Genomic DNA, 18,685 nt, shown 5'->3' on the forward strand with positions numbered 1-18,685 from the left:
AGATATACAATTACCTTTAGAAAATAAATTTGAAAAAAGTTATTTAAAGCTAATTGGGTATACAGATAAATCTACTAAAGATACAATAAAAAAATTAGTTCGTGAAATAAGGAAAAATTTAAATGACCAAAATAAATTAGAAGCGAAAATAAATGTGATAAATGGAGCCTATAAAAAAGATTTGTTTCGAATAATTAATGATATAAAGAAGAAGCAAAATTTATGGTTAAAGACAATTGAAAATTATATAAATAAATACTATGAAAAAGATAAATCAGCTGAGGTAATGTGTGATCTTCTTGTTAATAGCTTTAATGAATATATAGAATGTTATAATGACTTTAATTTGTATAAAGAAAAAAAAGATCATAAAGATTTTAAGACTAGATTAACATCTATTAGAAATTTGATGTATGAAGTGACGAAGAAAGTATTTGCTATTGAATTTAGATCTTTGAATGGTAAAGAAAATGAGAAGTTTAATTTTGTTGATGCAAACCTTGGACAAACCAATGATTATATGATTCAAATAATTCCTGAAGAAAATTGTGAAGACAGTATTAAACGAAAAGTATTGTCTAACATTGCATTATTTCAACTAGAAGGAGTCTATGAACAGTTTAAACCGTATGTAAATGAGAAAAATAAACAGTTACAGTTAGTTAATAAAGTGTATTTGCAAACCTTAGTTAATGATTTTCCAAAAATAATTGATAGGAACATAGTAGAAGAATTTAGTGATAGCCTCTTTTATACAAATAAATCTTATAGGGATCAAATTCTTGGAAAATTGATACATGATATTTTTAAGCCAAATGTTTTTAGTGAAAAAGATTAAGTATCTTTAATAAACTGCTGATTAAAGATTTCAAACTTAAGTATCAAAGTTAGCTCCCCCTGTTGAAAACCTAATCATTAACTTTGTACATACTAGGAGAAGAAAAACAGTAACTTTCATACAATAAATTGTACGGCTCGTCTCAAAGTTTCGATAAAATTTGGATTCTTCTCCTTAGCTTTCGATACAAAGTTCATTTTTACCCTGATTTATTGGATTGTTTGGGTAACTACTCAAATCACTCCAAATGTTTCCAACTACGTGAGTTGTGCTGCAAGTGAAGTGAGCGTATCAAAAGAAGAGCGCTGCATAAAGCATTAACAAAGCAGGAGAAAAGCTTTTTCGCAAAGCCTTTCACTCACTGAAATAACATACAACTTTTTACCTGTATTTTATTTAAAAGAGAATTGTACTTACTTATCAATAGATCAACTGAGAGAGCGCTTAAGGAAATAAATATAATAAATCCTAATATGGCTACTAGGAGTGCAAAGTAATAGGGACTAATCTAGAAAAAGAAATTTAGTAATTAAAATTGCTAAATTTCTTTTTCTTTTGGTTTAAGCAAGCAGTGAAAATATAAAACTCCAAAAAATAAAAAATCAATAGTATATTATTCTATCTTCCTGTCAACATTGCTAATAACAAACATTTGAAGGGGAGATAGAATATGTTTAACAAAAGATTTAATCAGAAGGACATTGAAATTTTTAATGAATTACATCAAGAACAAGGAATGAGTTTAAGAGAAATTGCATGGCAATACAACACTACCCATGGGGTTATCAGAAGGTGTTTAGTCAGTGCAGGTTTTACTTACAAGGCAAGAATGTACCCATTAAACGAAGAGTTCTTTGAAAAGTTAGATACGTTAGAAAAGCTTTATTTTCTTGGTTGGATATATAGTGACGGTCACGTATTTTCATATGATGAAAAAAATCATGCTGGTTTAAAAATTAAGATTGAAAAAAGAGATGCCTATATCTTAGAGTACCTCAAGAATTTAATTGAATCAGAAGCTCCAATTCAACCTGATTATACAAAGGGAAGGGAATATTCAAGAATCACATTTGGCAGTAAAATCATTTACTCGGATTTATTAAAATATGGTCTAGAGAATCAAAAAACCTTTAAACTTAAATACCCACTAGAACAGGTCTGGGATCACCGTCCTTTTATTTTAGGAGTATTTGATGGAGATGGGTCAATTAGTATTAATAAGTCTACTGGGATGCCACAGTTAACTTTTAGCGGCACCCAAACGATGATGATGCAAATAAAGAATATTTTTGAAACGGAATTAGGCGTAAATCCAGTAACTGTACGAAAGAATAAAAACACTTTTGCATTATCTTACGGTGGCCCCGCTTCTGTTCACGTTATTGCAAAATGGTTATATTCATGGGAACCCCCTGTGTATTTAAATCGGAAACGTGATTTAATCAATAAATGCCTAAGTCGTGATTTATATGGTAAAAATGTTGTTTTATACAAATGCCCTGATTGCGGGAAAACTAGAACTTTTGAGAAAAGGAATATGTATCAATTGAAAAAGTACTTTTTCAAAAGTAAAATGATTATTTAACCACTCCCAATTGGGATTACGTCTATATTTTAAAGAAAAACGATAGGTTTATCACTAATGTTAATAATATAAATTCACATACAGATTCTTTGAATTATGAATTAAAAATTATAGTTAAAAGATCAGATATTGAACAAAATAAATCTGATCAAATGGTATATCTAATACAAAAGTGGGTATTGGAAAATCTAAGCACAAAAGATAATTGGGCTTTAATAAATAAAATTGGAAAGGTTCTTTCCTTAGAACTAACAAAACAAGATAAGGCTAGATTATATGAAGTTTTGGAATTAAATAGAGAAAACAAACACACAGACGGATTAGTAGTTAGTTCAATTGATAAAGTAAAAGGGTTAGAGGGCGAACGGTGTTTATTTATTTTGACAACGGAACTTTCTGATTATCTATTTCAAATTAATACGAATCAAAATAAAATGTTGAATTATTTATATGTTGCTTTAACTAGATCAAAAAAGGAATTGGTTATTTTGATTTCTAGTGAAGTTGAAGAAAAGTATGGACATACATGGATTGATGATAACTTCAAAGAATTATTAAAATAAAAGTTCATTTATCAGATTTTTTTATTGCACTAAATGCTAGATTAGCCTAAGAAGCGGTTGCTATAATACAAATGACGATAATTAACGAACTTTTTTGTGTAAAACAACTCTAAACATTCGCATTTCAGTTATGCAAGTGCGATTCGTACATCGTCTGTATACTTCATCAATCGTAAAAAACACGAACATTGTCCTGAAAGCTTTCTAAACGTAAAAAATATAGGCTGTTTTCGATAAGGTTGTTATTCTCTTGATTGAAAAATGAGTAGCGCCTTTATCTTGTATAAACAGCAGGGTAATTGAATAAGATGGGAAAATTAACATTCATTAGACATAACCCTTATAGTTAGTGTTGACAAATAACAAATAATTATAAGATGTTAAGATAATCATATTAAAGAAAAAATAACAAATTTATATATGACAAGGGAAACCCCCAAGCTTATACATTGTTAAACGTAAAATACGTTTGATAGTGGTATTTAGCTTGGGGGTTTTTGTTATTATAAGGAGGAAACCTAATTGTCAGATATTAAAATCACACCCAAAACACCATTATCCATTGCATTTGAAAAATACAGAAGTGCAAAGAGTTGGTCTGTTTCTACAAATGGAGCATATGAACGGAATATAAAAGAATTTGTATTGGATATGGAAAATAACGAAATTGTTCCAATAATTGAAAATGTAAAATATGATTATTAGCTGGAATGGGTTAAACGAATGGTAGAGCAGTTTAGTCCTAAAACCGTTAATCAAAAAATATCAACCTTATCATCTTTATATTCTCACTTTAATCACCTTGGGATCGTTAATAGCAATCCATTTGCTGCTTTAGATGCCATTGAAGATTATGATGACGAACATCATTCAAGAGCCTTAACTTTAGAAGAATTATTTACCGTTTATTAAGCTGCATATGAATTACAAGATAGTGGGGTAAATGTTCTAATCCCTATTTTAATAGAAATCTACACAGCATTACGTTCTACATCTTTAAAAAAGTTAACGGTTAAATCAGTAGCTATTCAAAAAAATGGGATGGAATTTAAACGAAATCGTAAAAAAGGAAAAGGGTATGAGGAATTTAAGAAAAAAGAAAAAGGGAACCGAAAAAATAAAGATTTTTTCTTGCCACTGCCACCTAAAATGATGTCTTTACTTGTAGAGCATATAAAATAGAGCATATAAAAGATCTTGACCCTGAAGATTCCTTATTATATGGGCTGAAAGGACACCCTTTAGAAAACAAACAAATGAACTATATTACAAACAAGATATGTGAACATTTAAATTGGATTGAAAAGAAAAATCCAATAAATAATGAAGAAAAAGTAGAAGTGATTAAAACAGAACAATTTTTTTCTCCGCACGCATTTCGTTACACAATTTCAACTTTATTTAATGAAATGGGGGTTCCTCGTGAAACGATTAAATTTCTTTTATTACATTCTAATAAAAACTATGATTCATTAGATCCATATCTTTCACGTTTTGACGTACATATTAGACGATTGGAGGCTGCTCAAATCCTACTGGAAACGGTATTAGAAACCGCTTTAGAGCTTGATGTAAAATATAATCTTAAATTAGATTTTAAAGATGTGTCAAAGAAATTAGAACTTGCTTTTCAACATCAACTGTACAATGAAGAATATTTTCTTTACTTTAAGAAGCAAATTATTGCGAAGCCTTTATCGCAAATTATGGAAAACTTACAAATACCCATGCAGCAGACGGTAACACCACATCAAATGCCATATGGCTCGCTGCAACAAATGGTACCACCACAACTTCAACCGGGTATGGTGTTCAACCAACAGCCACAAATGAATGCAATATCAACACAAATGGACCAACTGATGTCTATTTTGAATGATCTTAATAAAGGGTATTAATGACGCACTCTTTAAGAAACTTCAACCAGGAGGTTTTAGAATGCCTTTACAAGTTTAAATTATCCTTTGCTTGCGCAGTTAACCACTAATCATTATAAAACTATTAATCCAACGCATTTTACAGATACGATAATTTTAAAAAACAGGAGCTAGTTACCCATATTTGGGTAACTAGCTCCTGTTTAAAGGAAATGAATCAAAATATTCGAAAAGAATCAATTGCTTTCCTTTTCTGTTCGTACTCAACATGGGTATAGACTTGAGTTGATGTAATACTTTCATGGCCAAGTAGTTCTTGAAGAGTCCGTAAATCAACGTTTTCTTTATTTTGCTGTAACATCAATGTTGCAAAAGTATGCCGTAAGTGATGTAACGAGAAGCGGGTAGGCGGGAGGCCTGCCTTTTTCAATACATCTTTAAAGATCACATGTAAACCCCGCGGATCTAATGCTTTACGATTTTTATTTAGAAAAACAGGTTCTGTTGGATAAATTTGATATGATCTTAAAGAAGCTTTATAAGATGCCAGAAGCGGCATTAAGTGTGGATGAAGGGGCAATATACGTTCTTTTTTCCCTTTCCCTTCTATTCGAATTGTTTCACTTACCAAATCAACTTGTTCCCAGGTCAATGAAACGAGCTCAGAACGCCTCAGGCCTGTTGTTGCTAACAATTTAAACATTATCTCATTCTGCATCGAAAAACGTGATTGGGCGCGTTCTAAATAGTCAAATAGCTGCTTTAAATCCGTTAATGTCATATAGACAGGAAGTTTATCATTGGTCTTTGGCGATTCAATCCCGGCCGTAAAATCATTAGCAAGGTATTGTTCCTTTAAACAATATTTTGTGAATGATTTTAAGGAAGAAATTTTTCGGTTCACCGAACGAGGTTTTTGTTTTAATGATCCTAATAAATATTGGATAAAGCGACGTACTTGGGTCTTGGTGATCTCATTTAAACAGGTTGAACAGCCATGATCCGATAAAAAAGTCAAGAAGAGTTGTAAATCGTATTCATAACTAGTGACTGTATTAACTGAGTAATTTTTTTCAATCTCGATATACAAAACAAATTCATCAATGGCTGCATGTAGTTGCAAGTATAAAACCTCCAGATATCGTATTAAACAATAATTATTATCTGTACAAAATCATCCCATTATCGTAAAAAAGGAGAGTTATCGTTCACATGAAAATTATAAGGAACTTCAGAATTACAAGTCGAAAAGTACAGATATTATGGGTAGATGACGTACTCAAGCCCTCCTCCTCGCCAAATAATTTTAGTTTACATAATATAAATTATAGGAAGTTACGTTTCAATGAAAAGTATACTAATAATAGTGAGACAAAATGGATTTAAAATGTAAAACTAAAGCCACCATCATTTCAACTGCTCTTTTATTCCAAGATAGTCATTGATGGCAAATAATAAAGAATCCAGCTCTCTTGGTGCAACATTAATTCACCTAGCAAATTAACAGTCAATTGGTCTTCTATTATTGCATCTGTATGAACCAATTCTTTTGTCGTAATCCTCATTCCATTGAACCATTGAATAACTTGCTCCATCCGTTTTTGACCTGCATTTCCAAGGGTATTCGCGGCGAAAGTTTGCGCTCTCGCATTCAACTTCTGGATGACTTTCTCATCTTGGGGTTGTTTATCCTTTTGCATTTCCTTCCAAGCTTGATCTCATGAGGACCATTCCTTAATACTAACAGTTGTCACATTCAACTCCTATTTTTATTTTTTGTTTTAATTGCTTGTACGCGGTTCATCCAATTGCTCAGAATATCTGAATCGCAGACTTATAAATACTAAGACCAATGCAATGACCGTTAGGAAAACTCCCAGCAATCGGAATCCTGTCAAGTTGAACGCACCTCCCATAATGATACCTGTCAACAGTGAAGATAAAATTGTTCCCAAGTATCTCGATGTATTAAATAGGCCAGATGCTACACCAGCAATTTCTTTTGGAGAGCTTTTAAACAAAGCTGCCTGCATACTAACAGCGTTTAGCCCGTTGCTAAAACCGAATGCGGCTAACGCCAGGCACACACTGATGACTGGTGAACTTTGCGTCCATGTCACAATCCACACTGCCCCCACTACCATCAGTAATGAGGATACAATCAATGCAGGTCTTGGTCCCGATTTACCGACCCATTTCCCTGCTATAGGCGAAGCTACAATCGAGCTCAAGCCCAAGGTTAACATAAGAATCCCTGTCTGAAATTCACTGACATGACGCACCATTTGCAGGTATGATGGAATCCCAAAAAAGAGTGAATAATAAAGTAAGTTAACTAGCAAGGATTGTATATTGACCCAAGTCATCCCTGGATATTTGGCGAAGGTGCGTAAAGGAATAAATGGCGACATTGTTTTTAGCTCATGTTGTACGAATATTCCCAACGCAACGAGCCCGATTAGCACAACAATGACATTCCACATAGAGAAATGCCCAGATGATTTCGCTGACAGCAAGCCAACTAGAAGTGCAATCAGACCCACCGCAAAGAGCAGAATTCCTGGCACATCAATCACACCCAGTAATTTTTGAAACGACATGTCACGTGAAACAATTGCTGCCGATCCATCATTAGGAATCATTTTCCAAGCTAATATAAAGCTCGCCACAACAAACGGGATATTGACGATGAAGATCGCTGGCCAGTCCCACCATTGAATAAGTACTCCTCCTGCAAAAGGTCCTATAGCTGCCGCACCGGATAGGAAAATCGATAAACCTGCTAAAGCATCTGCTTGCTTTTCTGTAATATGAATGCGTACTATAGCTGTTCCAACTGCAATCAGCATACTAGTTCCGATTGATTGTACAATTCTGGACACTATAAGCCATCCGAAATTTGGAGAAAATGGAGCCAGAATAGAAGAAATTAAGGATACAACAAGACCAGCCAGAAATATCTTTCTCCGACCGAATAAATCACTAGCCTTCCCCATTACAGGTTGGGCGATAGCACTAGCGATATAAAATGAAAACACAATCCAGGAAACAGCAGTAAAATCAATGCTATACACATGTTGCAACCTAGCAATAGCAACAGAAATCATTGATGAATTTAAAGGGTTTAATAATATTCCTAGTCCAACGGATATCATTAACCACCTGCTACGAGAATTCATATTTTACCCCCCTTTATATTTGTTACATTGATATCTTACTTGAAATTTTACATTCATTCCAACGCATTTAAAGTTATGATATCATTGACCAAAAGGAATGATTGGAGAGAAAAAGAAATGGAACTTCTTCAACTACAATATTTTCTAGAAGTAGCTCGATTAGAGCATGTAACCGAAGCTGCCCGAAGTCTCCACGTTACGCAATCGTCGCTAAGCAAAACGATTCAGCGTCTGGAAGAAGATTTAGGGGTACCTTTATTTGATCGCACAGGCAGGAAACTGCGATTAAATGAATTTGGCAACAAATTCATTCGTCGCGCGGAAAGGGCTTTGTTTGAGTTGGAACAGGGGAAGCAGGAGATTAGTGATTTGTCCAGAGCGGAATCTGGCACACTTAAGCTTGCAGTAACCACAGCAAGTACTTTACCCCAGATTATGCGAGAGTTTCGTAAAAAACGTCCTAATATCCAATTTCATGTGCAAATGCTGACCACACTGGAAATGGTCACGCTTTTACATCGAGGTGAAGTCGATTTTTGCTTGTCGTCCTCTCCTTTTCAAGGGCAAGACATCGAATGTCAAGTTGTCTTTGTTGATCCCATTCTTGTTGCAGTTCCTAATGGGCATCGGCTGGCAGACCGAAGTAGCGTATGTTTAACAGAACTTAAGGATGAAAGCTTTGTAGGTGTGAAAAGAGGATACGGCACTCGTGATTTAGTAGACGCTGTATGTAAATCGGCTGGAATTGACCTTAAATATGTGTATGAGGGCGATGAACCTACACGTTTGATCACTCTTGTAGAAGCTGAAATTGGACTTGCCTTCATACCAAGCACAGCAAAAATATCATGGGAAAAGATTAAATATTTGCAAGTTGAGGATCATGAACTTGTACGTGATATCGCTTTATTATGGCATAAAAGTCGATACATGACGCAAGCTTCATTGGAATTCCGCAAGGTAGTTCTAGACTATTTTGAGGCAATATCAAACCAGTCCAATTAATCTTATTGCATAACTCGTACCGATTCGATGAGCTTATGGAACAACCTACTATTAAATTGAGTATTATAACTTCTAACGAATAACGTGCATAGTATATTTATTAGTTAGAAGTTAGAAGTTATAAGTTATGCCCTGAAGTTACTCTACAATCTGGCCCGATTGTTGAATGAAAGTTTAATATATGTTAAAAAAACTTAATACATTGGTGCCTAAGATAGTATTACTTTAAAATAGTTTCCCCATTTCATATAATAAAAAAGTTGTCTTCAGCTGCCATATCCAATAATAGGACATATGAACATAGGCGATTATTTACGAATGCTCATTGAAAAAGATATTAATCCTCAATCACCTCGATATCTATTAAAAAATGCAATTAGATCTGGAATTATCTTTAAATAATTTTTTTAATGTCTCTGTTGGAATATGAATAATTTCGTAGTCCCTTTCGTCTTCCCCATACTCTAAAAAAGAATTTTCTTTAAATAAAACTTATACTGCATCGAGTTTCCTTTTATTAAATTCGTTCTTCTTGATTCCTTAACTCTGAAGAATAATACTAAATAACCAGTCGTCAAATAAATTTTGACAACTGGTCAGGTGTATACTTTTTCGGCTGTAATATATCAGTAATTTTCACTGCTACCTGTAGAAAGGACAAATAGTAGTTTTATCGAAGCAAGATCTCAGCTTCTTTTGCAAATTCATTATTGTTTTTTATGACCAAATTAGCCGTTTCACTCGGATGGCTAAGGGGAAAATGATGACCATATGGAACAAAATCAACCTTACCCAGATGTGAAGGAGCAGAATAGCCTCTGTCAGAATCCCCCCAAATAATGTGAAGATTATACGTTGTTACTTCATTGAAATCACCTTGAACGTTTTTCGATAGTAAACTGTTAAGCTGAACCGTAGTATTTAAAATTCTAGGAGAAGTAAAACTTTTACTTAGTTTTTCAATATAATGTTCAGGGATGCTCTCTGTACTTTCAAATAAACCATTACTTAATAAATATCGCTCTATCAAATTAGTAGTTGCCAATTTCAATGTCCATTTGTTCATAAATTGAGGAACATTTATCGATTTAGCATTTTTTTTAGTAATAGGTGGCTGAAGTAAAGTAATTGTATACTTCTTATCTATGTACTTTTGTACTAATGCTTCCAAAAGAATATACGCACCAAATGAATGGCCAATTAGATGGGCGCCGTTAGTAGCTTTCTCCAATAACTTTTTTACTACATTCAAATAGATATTTAAAAGATTTTTCTCGCGTTTAAAAGGTGAACGTCCCAAACCTGGAAGATCCAAGATCCATACAGGTTGACCCGTTTTTTCATGAAGCTCATGCGCTAAAGGAAATAAATCCTCCCCATCACTCAATAAACCATGTAATAAAATAAACGGTTTTCCCTCTCCGTGTAATTGGTAAAGGGTATTGTTATCGCATAATGTTCGCTCAAATAAATGATGATGTTCACCATTTTGATACATCAATCGATAATCCAGATCAGCTACTACGGCAGGGAAAAAGTTCATGACATTCATCTTCTTAAACCAATCTCCCCCCCTCATGTTTTTCACCGAACCATTTGAAAATGTTCGTTTTGTGATAAAATTCAGTCCATCAGAAGGAATGTTTGTTATTTTACTTACTCCACTTTTCATTATTGTTTTCATAAGCGGCATTGGAACAGAGATTTTTGGTGCCCTCATATTCATACTTTCCGACATAACACTTAATAATTCAGCAATGTTCGGATCGTTCTCTTTGTCATCAACAAGTGTATATGTTTGAATAGCCGGCTGCTCCAATTTGAAAACCTGCACAATAAACTTCGCAAACTCATCGTTTGAAATCAGTGGCAACCTATATCCCTTACCTCCCGGAATCACTGGCATGAGCCCTCTTCGCATACTTGTCACAAGCAAACCTAATCCTGCTATCTGCTCTGTACTCCCTGTTTTACTACTACCAACCACAGTTGGCGGATTAATGACAGACAGCGGATAACCTACTGCTGATGCCTGTTGACGGATATAAAGATCTGCTAAAAATTTTGTTTTCTCATATGGATTTTTTATTTTTAAAAATTTGTTTCCTTCTTTAAATACATCTATCGCAACCTTGCTATTATTATCATCAAAGGGACTCATGTAACCTACAACATGAATAAATTGCTGCAAGCCCTTCAATTGATGAATACTTTTAGCGAATTCACTAATATGTTTGGCGCCATTCAAAAATACAGAAGTTGCCTCTTTGTTTGTCGCTTGAATATCCATGGAGCCTCCTGCGTGAATAATCACATCCGTGTTCAATACCAACTCCTTATCTTCAGCACTTAGACCTAAGTCTATTTTCGTTAAATCACCTTCAATAAAGTGCATATTTTCCTCTTTTAAGATGCCTCTTTCCTGAAAAATCTGTGTTGCTTTACTTTTCGACCTCACTAAAAGAAGAATGTTCACATCCTCTTTGACTAATTCCTTCACTAATTGCTTTCCAATAAAACCTGTTCCACCCGTTAAAAATACTGTTCTCATAAAAATCCTCCTAGTAGTACTGTTTAGTACTAATTCGATGTAAAAAAAATGCTTCTTTTACCGAAGCAAGTTAAACAAATGATCTGCTGTTTTCATGATTACAGTTGCATCCTCCAGTGTTTCTGAAATAAATAGCGCTCCTTCAAGATTTGTAATAAAAAGAGATGCAACCTCGTCAATATTTATTGTCTTTCTAAATTCACCATTCTCTACCCCTTGTTTAAGGAATAGGGAAACTTTCGTTTGTAAGCCTTTAAAAAAAAGACCTATTTTTTCTTTTACTTTTGTGGCATTTGTAGGACTTTGAATATAAAGGGTAATAAATGGACAGCTCCCCTTATATTCTCTCGTCTGAACTCCTTGTGATATTTGCTTTAAAAACAATTTGATACGATCTTCAACTAATAATTGGTTTTGAGATAGTAAGTCATCTATTGCAGATTGATACATTTCAATCCAATAATCAACGACCCCTTCCAACAATTCTTCCTTATTAGAGAAGTGATAATACACATTAGACTTTGAAACTTTGCTTACACGAACTAATTCATCCATGCTTGTATAAGCAAACCCTTTTTCTAAAAATAATGTTGCAGCTACTTCAATTACACGTTTTTGATTCATTAATTTTACCTTTGTCATAATTAGTACTATACAGTACTACAATGGGTGTTGCAAGTATTTTTGTTAGTTTAAAAAAATTTTGATTAAAAATGCGAAACTTTAATTGATTTTAAAAATGTCATTTTGAACAAAGTTGAACGGATCCCCAAAACTGTTTTGGATGGCTTGTAATGTTATTTTGTAGTCAATAAAGTAGATGCTTTTATGCTCATTAAGGATGATTAACAAAATTGATTCATTAATATCCTTTATTCAATATAAAAACTCCATTTTGATTGATGATGATCAAAATGGAGTGTATTTAACATAATTGTTTATTATGCCTAGCTGTTATTCAAACAATGGCATCATATGTTTTCTAATCAATTCAACACGATCCTTGGCACGTGGCATAAAGCGCGAAGCAATCGAAATGACCATCTTCTTTTTAGGATTTATGAATATTACATTTCCACCATCCCCCAAAGCTGCATAGCAATCATCAAGTATCCACCACAAATAACCATAGGTCAGCTTTACTGATCGACTTTGTACTTTAGTGCTGTCCTCTATCCATTGAGAAGAAAGAATTTGGCGACCGTTCCATACACCCCCATTTAAATAGAGCTGACCTATTTTGGCCATATCCCGGGTTGTTAACGTAAGTCCCCAACCAGCGGTATTTACTTCCTTAGGATCTACTATCCAGCCAGTGACATATTTATCCTTCAGAAAAGCGAAATAGTCTTCTTTATTTTGTATAGTTGTATTTGTGGGAGCTTTGATTGCAAGAGGTTTAAACAAGTTTTCTGTAGCGAAATCAAGAACAGATTGACCAGTGGCAGTTGTAAGAACACCTGATAAAATATGTGTGCCAACGGTAGAATAGTTAAACACCCCAATACTACCTTTGCCCCCTAGCAAATCCAATGCAGCTTTTACCCAGTCATCATTTGAATATACTTTCGTATAAGGCTCTGACTTGTATTTATAGGGTGCAGTCATTGACAACAAATTTGCTATGGTGATGTTTTGAATGGTTTTTTCGCCACGTTTCACTGTATAATTTGGAAAAAAATCTAACACATGCTGTTCTATATTTTTCATATATCCTTTATCAATTGCCATTCCAATAAGAATGGAGATGATACTTTTAGTGACAGATGCTATATGCAAAGCATCATCTTGGGTGTACCCATCAAAATATTTTTCGTAAATTAAATGATTATCTTTTCTAATAGCGATGCCTGCTATATTGGAATACTCTTTTTCTATTAAATCTTCCAAGTTATTCATCATTCTGATTGTTAGGGTTTGACACATTGACGTCAGCTATATCAATCCCCATCCTTTCGCTAAAATGAATCATCAATATTGATGTAATAAAGAATAATTTATTATAAAAAATTATTCAATTCTTTTCTTTTTTCCAGCTAGTGTGATAACAAAAAAACGTTAATCCTTGTTCGATTAACGTTACGGTTTCTTTTTATCTATCTTCATTTTCATAATATGCTTCATTCGCATGTTTCTGATCTGTACCTTTAAGGTATGCTAGGATCATTTTAGGACGCTTAAGTAAAACCCAGTCTCCATGCTTATCAAATTTTCTGCTTGAAGTGATCATTCCATTTTGAATTGTTCCGTATTTTTTTCCGTTCTTTTTTCCCCAATCTTTTAATCGTTTAGCAAAATCGGCATCTTCTGCCATGAGCATATTTTCATTAAATCCATTAATTGCTTGAAAATCTTTTTTGTAGCACCAAAAGATGCCTACAGAAATTGCACCATATTTTAAAAATAGTGGTCCGATTAATAACAAAGCTGAAACAAAAATTCCTAAGGACATTCTTTCAAACTTTCCTGTAACGCCCCCGCCAATGTACTTACCTGTGATTAAGTTCTCCACTGCCTTCGATAACACATGTTCGTTCATCTGTGTATCGGCATCAATTGTGACGATGATTTCCCCTCTTGCTATATCAACGCCAGCGTTCCTAATCTTCGAAAGGTTCTTATCGCTATTTTTTAGTAGGGTACAATTATACGATTTTGCAATTTCCTCTGTTCTATCTGTACAGCGATTTAAAACAACAATAATCTCTACTTGATTTTCAAAGGATTTGGAAGCCTTTAAAATAGATTCTAAGCATTTTCCAATGTATTTTTCTTCATTATGGGCTGGTATGACAATTGAAATTTTTATATCCTCTTTCTTTTGCACTTCTAAAGAGTTCTCCATGTCGTACATACAGCTCCTCCCTTTTAAATGTCTTCTGCATTTATAAAATAAACCAGCTGATCAGTCCACTTGTTGTCCTCGTATATGAATCCTTTCCTCGTGCATTCATAAAGCATCCCAACATTTTCTGCTAATTTTATAGATGCCGTGTTGTCGAGGTTTATATGAGCTTCTATTCGATGATAATTTAATTTTTCAAATGCTAGATCAATCGCTGCCTTTACAGCCTCTTTACCATAACCTTTTCTCCAAAAATGGTTATGAATGGTATACCCGAACCTAGCCCATTGAAATTCTTCCCTCATAATTGTGGAAAAGTCTACAAAACCAATATGCGTATTATCTGTTTTTCTAAATACTCCAAATACATACACCTTATCATCCTGAGCCATCTGATGATGCTTAGTAACTAAATCACGAAACCATTCTTTCGTACAGATGCTCATATCTAATTTACCTTCATCGTATTTATGCTGGGAAGGTAAACGATTTTCATATTGCGTAAGCCAAGAAGAGTAATCTCCCTCTTCCATTAATCGAATAATTAATCGTTCTGTTTTCGTCATTATCTTAGTCAATCGAACACCTCATACCTTTCTAAATAGCGATTCATGGAAGTAGTTTACTAGGCTTCTTCGTCTGCAGAGGGGCCGTAGATGCCTGGTACTGGAATATCGAGAAGTCGCAAGTATACCCCAAGTTGCGCCCGATGATGGACCATGTGGCTTAATCCGAAGGTGCGGAACGCAATTGCTCGAGGCTCTTGGCGAATAATATGGTCACCATGACGTAGTGTCCATTCCTCTCCAAGCGTTTTCTCATCACATTCAGTAAGCATCATTTCCAGTTTTCTTACGTTTGTATCGAACTCATCCAGAATGTCAGCTCGCTTTTCTAATGCCTCTCGTCGTAACGGAACGGTGGAAAGATCAAAGTCTAAGTACTGTAAAATAGCCATTTGCCAGTTTAGCAGATTGATTAGGTGCGTGGCCAGACCTCCTAGTGTCATTGATTTCTCATGTGGCCTCCATGTCATATGCTCGTCGGGCAAGCGTTCCAGCATGCGACGAGTAGAAGCCAATTCCTGTGTTGTATCCCCAACAATCAATTGTTTAACCATAAAATCCCTCTCCTCCCTTTTAATCAGCATACTATAAATTCCATTCAAGGGGAAAGCTCTCAGATAAGTTTTTATGCTATGGTTAAACCTTTTTTAGACTGTTAGAATATGTAAATACTTTGAGGGTTTTGCAGTTTGAAGAAATGTTCATAAGGGAATATACTAGATTGAACAAAAAGGGGTGAAGACAAGGTGAAAATAAAAACAATTTTGTTGTTAATGATTTGTTCCTTAGCGTTAGTTGCTTGTAACGATCAGAAAGAAGCATCGAAGGTGATAGAAATTCAAGAATTAATTAATTTCGATGAAGTGCAGCCCGATACTTTACAACAAATCTCCGATGCGAAAGATATTAAAATTATAGAAAAAACATTTAAAAAAGCTAGAGAATTCGGTGAGGTCGATAACGAAATTACTCCGCAGTATAAGATCAAACTAAACGATGATGAATACTATCTATGGATTGATAATACAATCACTGGGACAATAGCAAACGTAAACAGTAGAAATATGTTCTACAATATCCTAGCTACCGATGAATTTAAAGAGGCCATTAATTATCGAGAGCAAAATAAATGATTTTTAAATAATTGTAGCAACGATCTGTACGCAACATAGATTGTTGCTATTTTTTTAGGGTATGTTTCATATTATCTAGCTTCATGTTGCTGGGAATGTTCTCTCACTTTTTCAACGGATATAGAGCCCCTCCGTATTAGCAACCTTTTCTAATAACTCAAGATTATGTTGGCTGTAAATTAAAAAGGCTAAGCCATTCCCACTAAATACAATATTCTCCTCAGGTAAAATAAAATGTAAATGGAGATGGTCCGAAACAGCTAATTTTATTAGTGAAATTAACATTGTGTATTCATCAATGTTTACAAAAGTTCCTTCTGTAAGATCTTTAGGTATAATTTTACCCCACTCATTCTCGTAGACTTTATAATACAATTGATCCTTATATAAAGGATCTGGTAAATAATAAAATGCATAAAATTCAGATGATTTTAACCACATCAATTCAAAAAATCTCTCGAATTTTTCAAGGCTTTTCTGGTACGAATGATAATCCTGCGTTTTTTGTTGGAAATCGACCATCTCTAATTTATCGAAGAATACTTCAACTTGACTATATTTTTCATTACTTTTTATCTGATAAGGGTAAATATCAAGTATTTTAGCACTTTCATAATCATACAATTGCTCTAGTAATTCTTCTAATTTTTTACTGTCTTTATTAGTTGCTTCCTTGCAAATACAATCGATTATATTTTTTAATGACATACCTTTTGACTCCTTTAATTCCTTCTTCAGCACAGCAATGCAACGATCATAGTATACCATCTTTCTATTGTTGCACCATGCCAGCGTTTTACAAGCTATGCAGCTTTTCCTACTTTCTGATACCAGCCCTCCCCATCTGTCACTAATAAAATTTGTCCAACTTTATGGTAGTGCTTTTTTACACAGTTTAAATAGATGGAATATTTAGATTTTTATTGATGGAATGGAAATGATTAATTATACTTAAATGATTAACGTTCGATTAGAAACAAATAATACTAGAGTATTGGGGAGAGAAGAATGGAAGAATTAAAAGTAGAAAAAGCAATTCAAGATATTTATCCAGATGATATCGCTTGGTGTTATGGGTGTGGCCGTTTGAATGATGATGGTCATCATCTTCGCACGGGGTGGCATGGTGATAAGACGATTACAATCTATACACCTGAATCAAAATATATGGGTATTCCAGGATTTATCTATGGTGGTTTAATTGCTTCATTAATTGATTGCCATGGAACAGGGTCGGCAGCGCTTGCCTTGCATCGTAAAAATGGACATGAAATTGGTGATGGAGCGGAGCCACCTCGATTTGTAACGGCTAACCTTAATGTAGATTTCCTAAAACCAACACCCCAACATGTTCCATTAAAGGCAATTGGCACTGTTGAAGAAATTCATCCGAAAAAATGGAAAGTTGAAACTGAAGTTTACGCGCAGGATACGCTCTGTGCTCGTGGAACAGTAGTTCTTGTAGTCATGCCTAGTACTTTTCTAAATAAAAATGATTAGCATTTTTTATCCTCACTAAAATAAAGAAGAGCACATCTTATTCATAGATGTGCTCTTCTATTGCGTTTTTAATGGATTCATAATCAAGGAACTGTATTACTAATAACTGTCACAAAGCCATTTCTCGTGGCAGTTTCCATTAACGAATAAATAGAGTCACTGGCAGTTTTGTTAAACTCATACCATTGGTCAACAGCTGCGTCATAAATCAACACGTCTGGCTGTCCAGTCAAAGGTTTATCTGAAGATTGCACCAACGAATAGAGATCATAACGTGCTATGCTACTACCTTCCTTGTTCAGGAAATCATATTGGCCCATTTTATAATAGCCCCCAATTACGGTGCTATGGACAGACCATGTGTAGTCGTTAGGCTGTTTTATCTTCTTGCCCATATTTTTAGTAAATATACGGTGCATTTCTTGCATATAGGCATTGCCATTGATTTGCTCGACTACTCCCCCCATTGTCATGTGGTATTCATGAAGGAATGCTTTCACTTCAACACCCTTAATCATCAATGGCTCTGTATCGATTGAGATCGTTAAATGATCGTATTGAACTTTACAGCCAAAGGTTTCTGCTAGAAAACGTAATGGTACAATGGTGCGTCCATTCTTTAAGTATGGCTTCGCATCCAATAATACCGTTTTTCCATTTACTGTGGCTTTACTACTGTTCAACTTTAAACTGACTTTCATCTCACTTTGGGTCAGTATTACTTGCCCATCCGACCAATGCACCTTAGCCCCTAAATTTTCACTAATCACGCGTAAAGGTACCATTGTTCGATTGTTTTTTATTTCGGGCTTCACATCCGTTTGTACTGTCATACCGTCCACTTTTAGTTGACTACTAGCTGCTGTAGCAGTTGTGATCGATGTAAGAATGACAATCAACATAAGGAAAATACCTGAACATATTTTTTTCATGATTATTAGCTCCTTTACTTCGCTATCATTACTTCATTCCATATGAACCCTATTATTTCCTTCTGCTATGAGCTACGATAACAAAAAAATCCTGCATTTTCGCAGGATTTT

Annotated in this window: 19 protein-coding genes and 1 pseudogene; 9 read left to right on the top strand and 11 right to left on the bottom strand. The window is 34.4% G+C overall.

All coding sequences use genetic code 11. The features are described from left to right. The 6 genes and pseudogenes from VK91_RS22875 to VK91_RS22275 form a co-directional block, all read left to right on the top strand. Positions 1-838: pseudogene (locus tag VK91_RS22875) on the top strand (hypothetical protein); the annotation flags it as partial. A gap of 670 nt (positions 839-1,508) precedes the next feature. Further along, the gene (locus VK91_RS11145) at positions 1,509-2,423 is read left to right on the top strand and encodes a hypothetical protein (RefSeq protein ID WP_048392729.1); all 915 of its coding nucleotides are present in this window, start codon (positions 1,509-1,511) and stop codon (positions 2,421-2,423) included. An 89-nt stretch (positions 2,424-2,512) separates the two neighbouring features. Next, complete coding sequence (locus VK91_RS11150; protein WP_053075701.1) at positions 2,513-2,986, top strand: hypothetical protein; 474 nt, start codon at positions 2,513-2,515, stop codon at positions 2,984-2,986. 522 nt (positions 2,987-3,508) lie between these two features. Beyond that, entirely contained in the window at positions 3,509-3,691 is a 183-nt protein-coding gene (locus tag VK91_RS22265; protein WP_053075702.1) for a hypothetical protein, read from the top strand. Between the two features lie 18 nt (positions 3,692-3,709). Beyond that, positions 3,710-3,898, top strand: coding sequence for a hypothetical protein (locus VK91_RS22270; RefSeq protein ID WP_053075703.1), 189 nt, complete (start codon positions 3,710-3,712; stop codon positions 3,896-3,898). A gap of 344 nt (positions 3,899-4,242) precedes the next feature. Then, complete coding sequence (locus tag VK91_RS22275; RefSeq protein ID WP_053075704.1) at positions 4,243-4,884, top strand: hypothetical protein; 642 nt, start codon at positions 4,243-4,245, stop codon at positions 4,882-4,884. Positions 4,885-5,080: 196 nt separating this feature from the next. Here the strand turns inward: VK91_RS22275 and VK91_RS11160 are convergent, their stop codons facing one another. The 3 genes from VK91_RS11160 to VK91_RS11170 all read right to left on the bottom strand — a co-directional run bounded on the left by VK91_RS11160 (position 5,081) and on the right by VK91_RS11170 (position 8,042). After that, positions 5,081-5,986: a tyrosine-type recombinase/integrase gene (locus tag VK91_RS11160; RefSeq protein WP_048392730.1), complete on the bottom strand. Its 906-nt coding sequence runs from the start codon at positions 5,984-5,986 to the stop codon at positions 5,081-5,083. Between the two features lie 301 nt (positions 5,987-6,287). Then, complete coding sequence (locus VK91_RS23060; protein WP_053075705.1) at positions 6,288-6,563, bottom strand: hypothetical protein; 276 nt, start codon at positions 6,561-6,563, stop codon at positions 6,288-6,290. Between the two features lie 81 nt (positions 6,564-6,644). After that, entirely contained in the window at positions 6,645-8,042 is a 1,398-nt protein-coding gene (locus tag VK91_RS11170) for an MFS transporter (RefSeq protein WP_048392732.1), read from the bottom strand. A 117-nt stretch (positions 8,043-8,159) separates the two neighbouring features. Between VK91_RS11170 and VK91_RS11175 the strand changes: the two genes are divergently transcribed. Beyond that, positions 8,160-9,047 carry a LysR family transcriptional regulator gene (locus VK91_RS11175; RefSeq protein WP_048392734.1) on the top strand — a complete coding sequence of 296 codons (888 nt, stop codon included), beginning with the start codon at positions 8,160-8,162 and terminating at the stop codon, positions 9,045-9,047. A gap of 670 nt (positions 9,048-9,717) precedes the next feature. Here VK91_RS11175 and VK91_RS11180 read toward each other — a convergent pair. The 6 genes from VK91_RS11180 to VK91_RS11205 all read right to left on the bottom strand — a co-directional run bounded on the left by VK91_RS11180 (position 9,718) and on the right by VK91_RS11205 (position 15,563). Continuing rightward, positions 9,718-11,598: an alpha/beta fold hydrolase gene (locus VK91_RS11180; protein WP_048392735.1), complete on the bottom strand. Its 1,881-nt coding sequence runs from the start codon at positions 11,596-11,598 to the stop codon at positions 9,718-9,720. 57 nt (positions 11,599-11,655) lie between these two features. After that, positions 11,656-12,222: a TetR/AcrR family transcriptional regulator gene (locus tag VK91_RS11185; RefSeq protein WP_048392738.1), complete on the bottom strand. Its 567-nt coding sequence runs from the start codon at positions 12,220-12,222 to the stop codon at positions 11,656-11,658. A 330-nt stretch (positions 12,223-12,552) separates the two neighbouring features. Next, a complete protein-coding gene (locus VK91_RS11190; protein ID WP_231595639.1) occupies positions 12,553-13,497 on the bottom strand; it encodes a serine hydrolase in 945 nt (314 codons plus the stop codon). A gap of 193 nt (positions 13,498-13,690) precedes the next feature. After that, positions 13,691-14,452, bottom strand: a complete 762-nt coding sequence (locus VK91_RS11195) for a glycosyltransferase (protein ID WP_048392742.1) — start codon at positions 14,450-14,452, stop codon at positions 13,691-13,693. Positions 14,453-14,466: 14 nt separating this feature from the next. Further along, positions 14,467-15,021, bottom strand: coding sequence for a GNAT family N-acetyltransferase (locus tag VK91_RS11200; protein ID WP_048392744.1), 555 nt, complete (start codon positions 15,019-15,021; stop codon positions 14,467-14,469). A 47-nt stretch (positions 15,022-15,068) separates the two neighbouring features. Continuing rightward, the gene (locus VK91_RS11205) at positions 15,069-15,563 is read right to left on the bottom strand and encodes a DinB family protein (RefSeq protein ID WP_048392745.1); all 495 of its coding nucleotides are present in this window, start codon (positions 15,561-15,563) and stop codon (positions 15,069-15,071) included. 192 nt (positions 15,564-15,755) lie between these two features. Here VK91_RS11205 and VK91_RS11210 point away from each other — a divergent pair, with 192 nt between their 5' ends. Next, a complete protein-coding gene (locus VK91_RS11210; protein ID WP_048392747.1) occupies positions 15,756-16,142 on the top strand; it encodes a hypothetical protein in 387 nt (128 codons plus the stop codon). A gap of 111 nt (positions 16,143-16,253) precedes the next feature. Here the strand turns inward: VK91_RS11210 and VK91_RS11215 are convergent, their stop codons facing one another. Then, positions 16,254-16,850 carry a hypothetical protein gene (locus tag VK91_RS11215; RefSeq protein WP_048392748.1) on the bottom strand — a complete coding sequence of 199 codons (597 nt, stop codon included), beginning with the start codon at positions 16,848-16,850 and terminating at the stop codon, positions 16,254-16,256. Positions 16,851-17,150: 300 nt separating this feature from the next. Between VK91_RS11215 and VK91_RS11220 the strand changes: the two genes are divergently transcribed. After that, positions 17,151-17,642: a PaaI family thioesterase gene (locus VK91_RS11220; protein ID WP_048392750.1), complete on the top strand. Its 492-nt coding sequence runs from the start codon at positions 17,151-17,153 to the stop codon at positions 17,640-17,642. An 83-nt stretch (positions 17,643-17,725) separates the two neighbouring features. On the opposite strand, the gene VK91_RS11225 is transcribed toward VK91_RS11220, so the two are convergent. Continuing rightward, on the bottom strand, positions 17,726-18,574 hold the full coding sequence (locus VK91_RS11225) for a stalk domain-containing protein (RefSeq protein ID WP_048392752.1): 849 nt from the start codon (positions 18,572-18,574) through the stop codon (positions 17,726-17,728). Positions 18,575-18,685: the final 111 nt, after the last annotated feature.

The sequence above is a fragment of the Lysinibacillus sp. LK3 genome (assembly GCF_001043675.1).
GTDB lineage: Bacteria > Bacillota > Bacilli > Bacillales_A > Planococcaceae > Lysinibacillus > Lysinibacillus capsici.

What these genes read in the sequence shown, in the direction of transcription:
- VK91_RS11145 (WP_048392729.1), top strand. Translation starts at nt 1,509, where the DNA reads ATGTTTAACAAAAGATTTAATCAGAAGGACATTGAAATTTTTAATGAA.
- VK91_RS22270 (WP_053075703.1), top strand. Translation starts at nt 3,710, where the DNA reads ATGGTAGAGCAGTTTAGTCCTAAAACCGTTAATCAAAAAATATCAACC.
- VK91_RS22275 (WP_053075704.1), top strand. Translation starts at nt 4,243, where the DNA reads ATGAACTATATTACAAACAAGATATGTGAACATTTAAATTGGATTGAA.
- VK91_RS23060 (WP_053075705.1), bottom strand. Translation starts at nt 6,563, where the DNA reads ATGCAAAAGGATAAACAACCCCAAGATGAGAAAGTCATCCAGAAGTTG.
- VK91_RS11170 (WP_048392732.1), bottom strand. Translation starts at nt 8,042, where the DNA reads ATGAATTCTCGTAGCAGGTGGTTAATGATATCCGTTGGACTAGGAATA.
- VK91_RS11175 (WP_048392734.1), top strand. Translation starts at nt 8,160, where the DNA reads ATGGAACTTCTTCAACTACAATATTTTCTAGAAGTAGCTCGATTAGAG.
- VK91_RS11180 (WP_048392735.1), bottom strand. Translation starts at nt 11,598, where the DNA reads ATGAGAACAGTATTTTTAACGGGTGGAACAGGTTTTATTGGAAAGCAA.
- VK91_RS11185 (WP_048392738.1), bottom strand. Translation starts at nt 12,222, where the DNA reads ATGAATCAAAAACGTGTAATTGAAGTAGCTGCAACATTATTTTTAGAA.
- VK91_RS11190 (WP_231595639.1), bottom strand. Translation starts at nt 13,497, where the DNA reads ATGAATAACTTGGAAGATTTAATAGAAAAAGAGTATTCCAATATAGCA.
- VK91_RS11195 (WP_048392742.1), bottom strand. Translation starts at nt 14,452, where the DNA reads ATGTACGACATGGAGAACTCTTTAGAAGTGCAAAAGAAAGAGGATATA.
- VK91_RS11205 (WP_048392745.1), bottom strand. Translation starts at nt 15,563, where the DNA reads ATGGTTAAACAATTGATTGTTGGGGATACAACACAGGAATTGGCTTCT.
- VK91_RS11215 (WP_048392748.1), bottom strand. Translation starts at nt 16,850, where the DNA reads ATGTCATTAAAAAATATAATCGATTGTATTTGCAAGGAAGCAACTAAT.
- VK91_RS11220 (WP_048392750.1), top strand. Translation starts at nt 17,151, where the DNA reads ATGGAAGAATTAAAAGTAGAAAAAGCAATTCAAGATATTTATCCAGAT.
- VK91_RS11225 (WP_048392752.1), bottom strand. Translation starts at nt 18,574, where the DNA reads ATGAAAAAAATATGTTCAGGTATTTTCCTTATGTTGATTGTCATTCTT.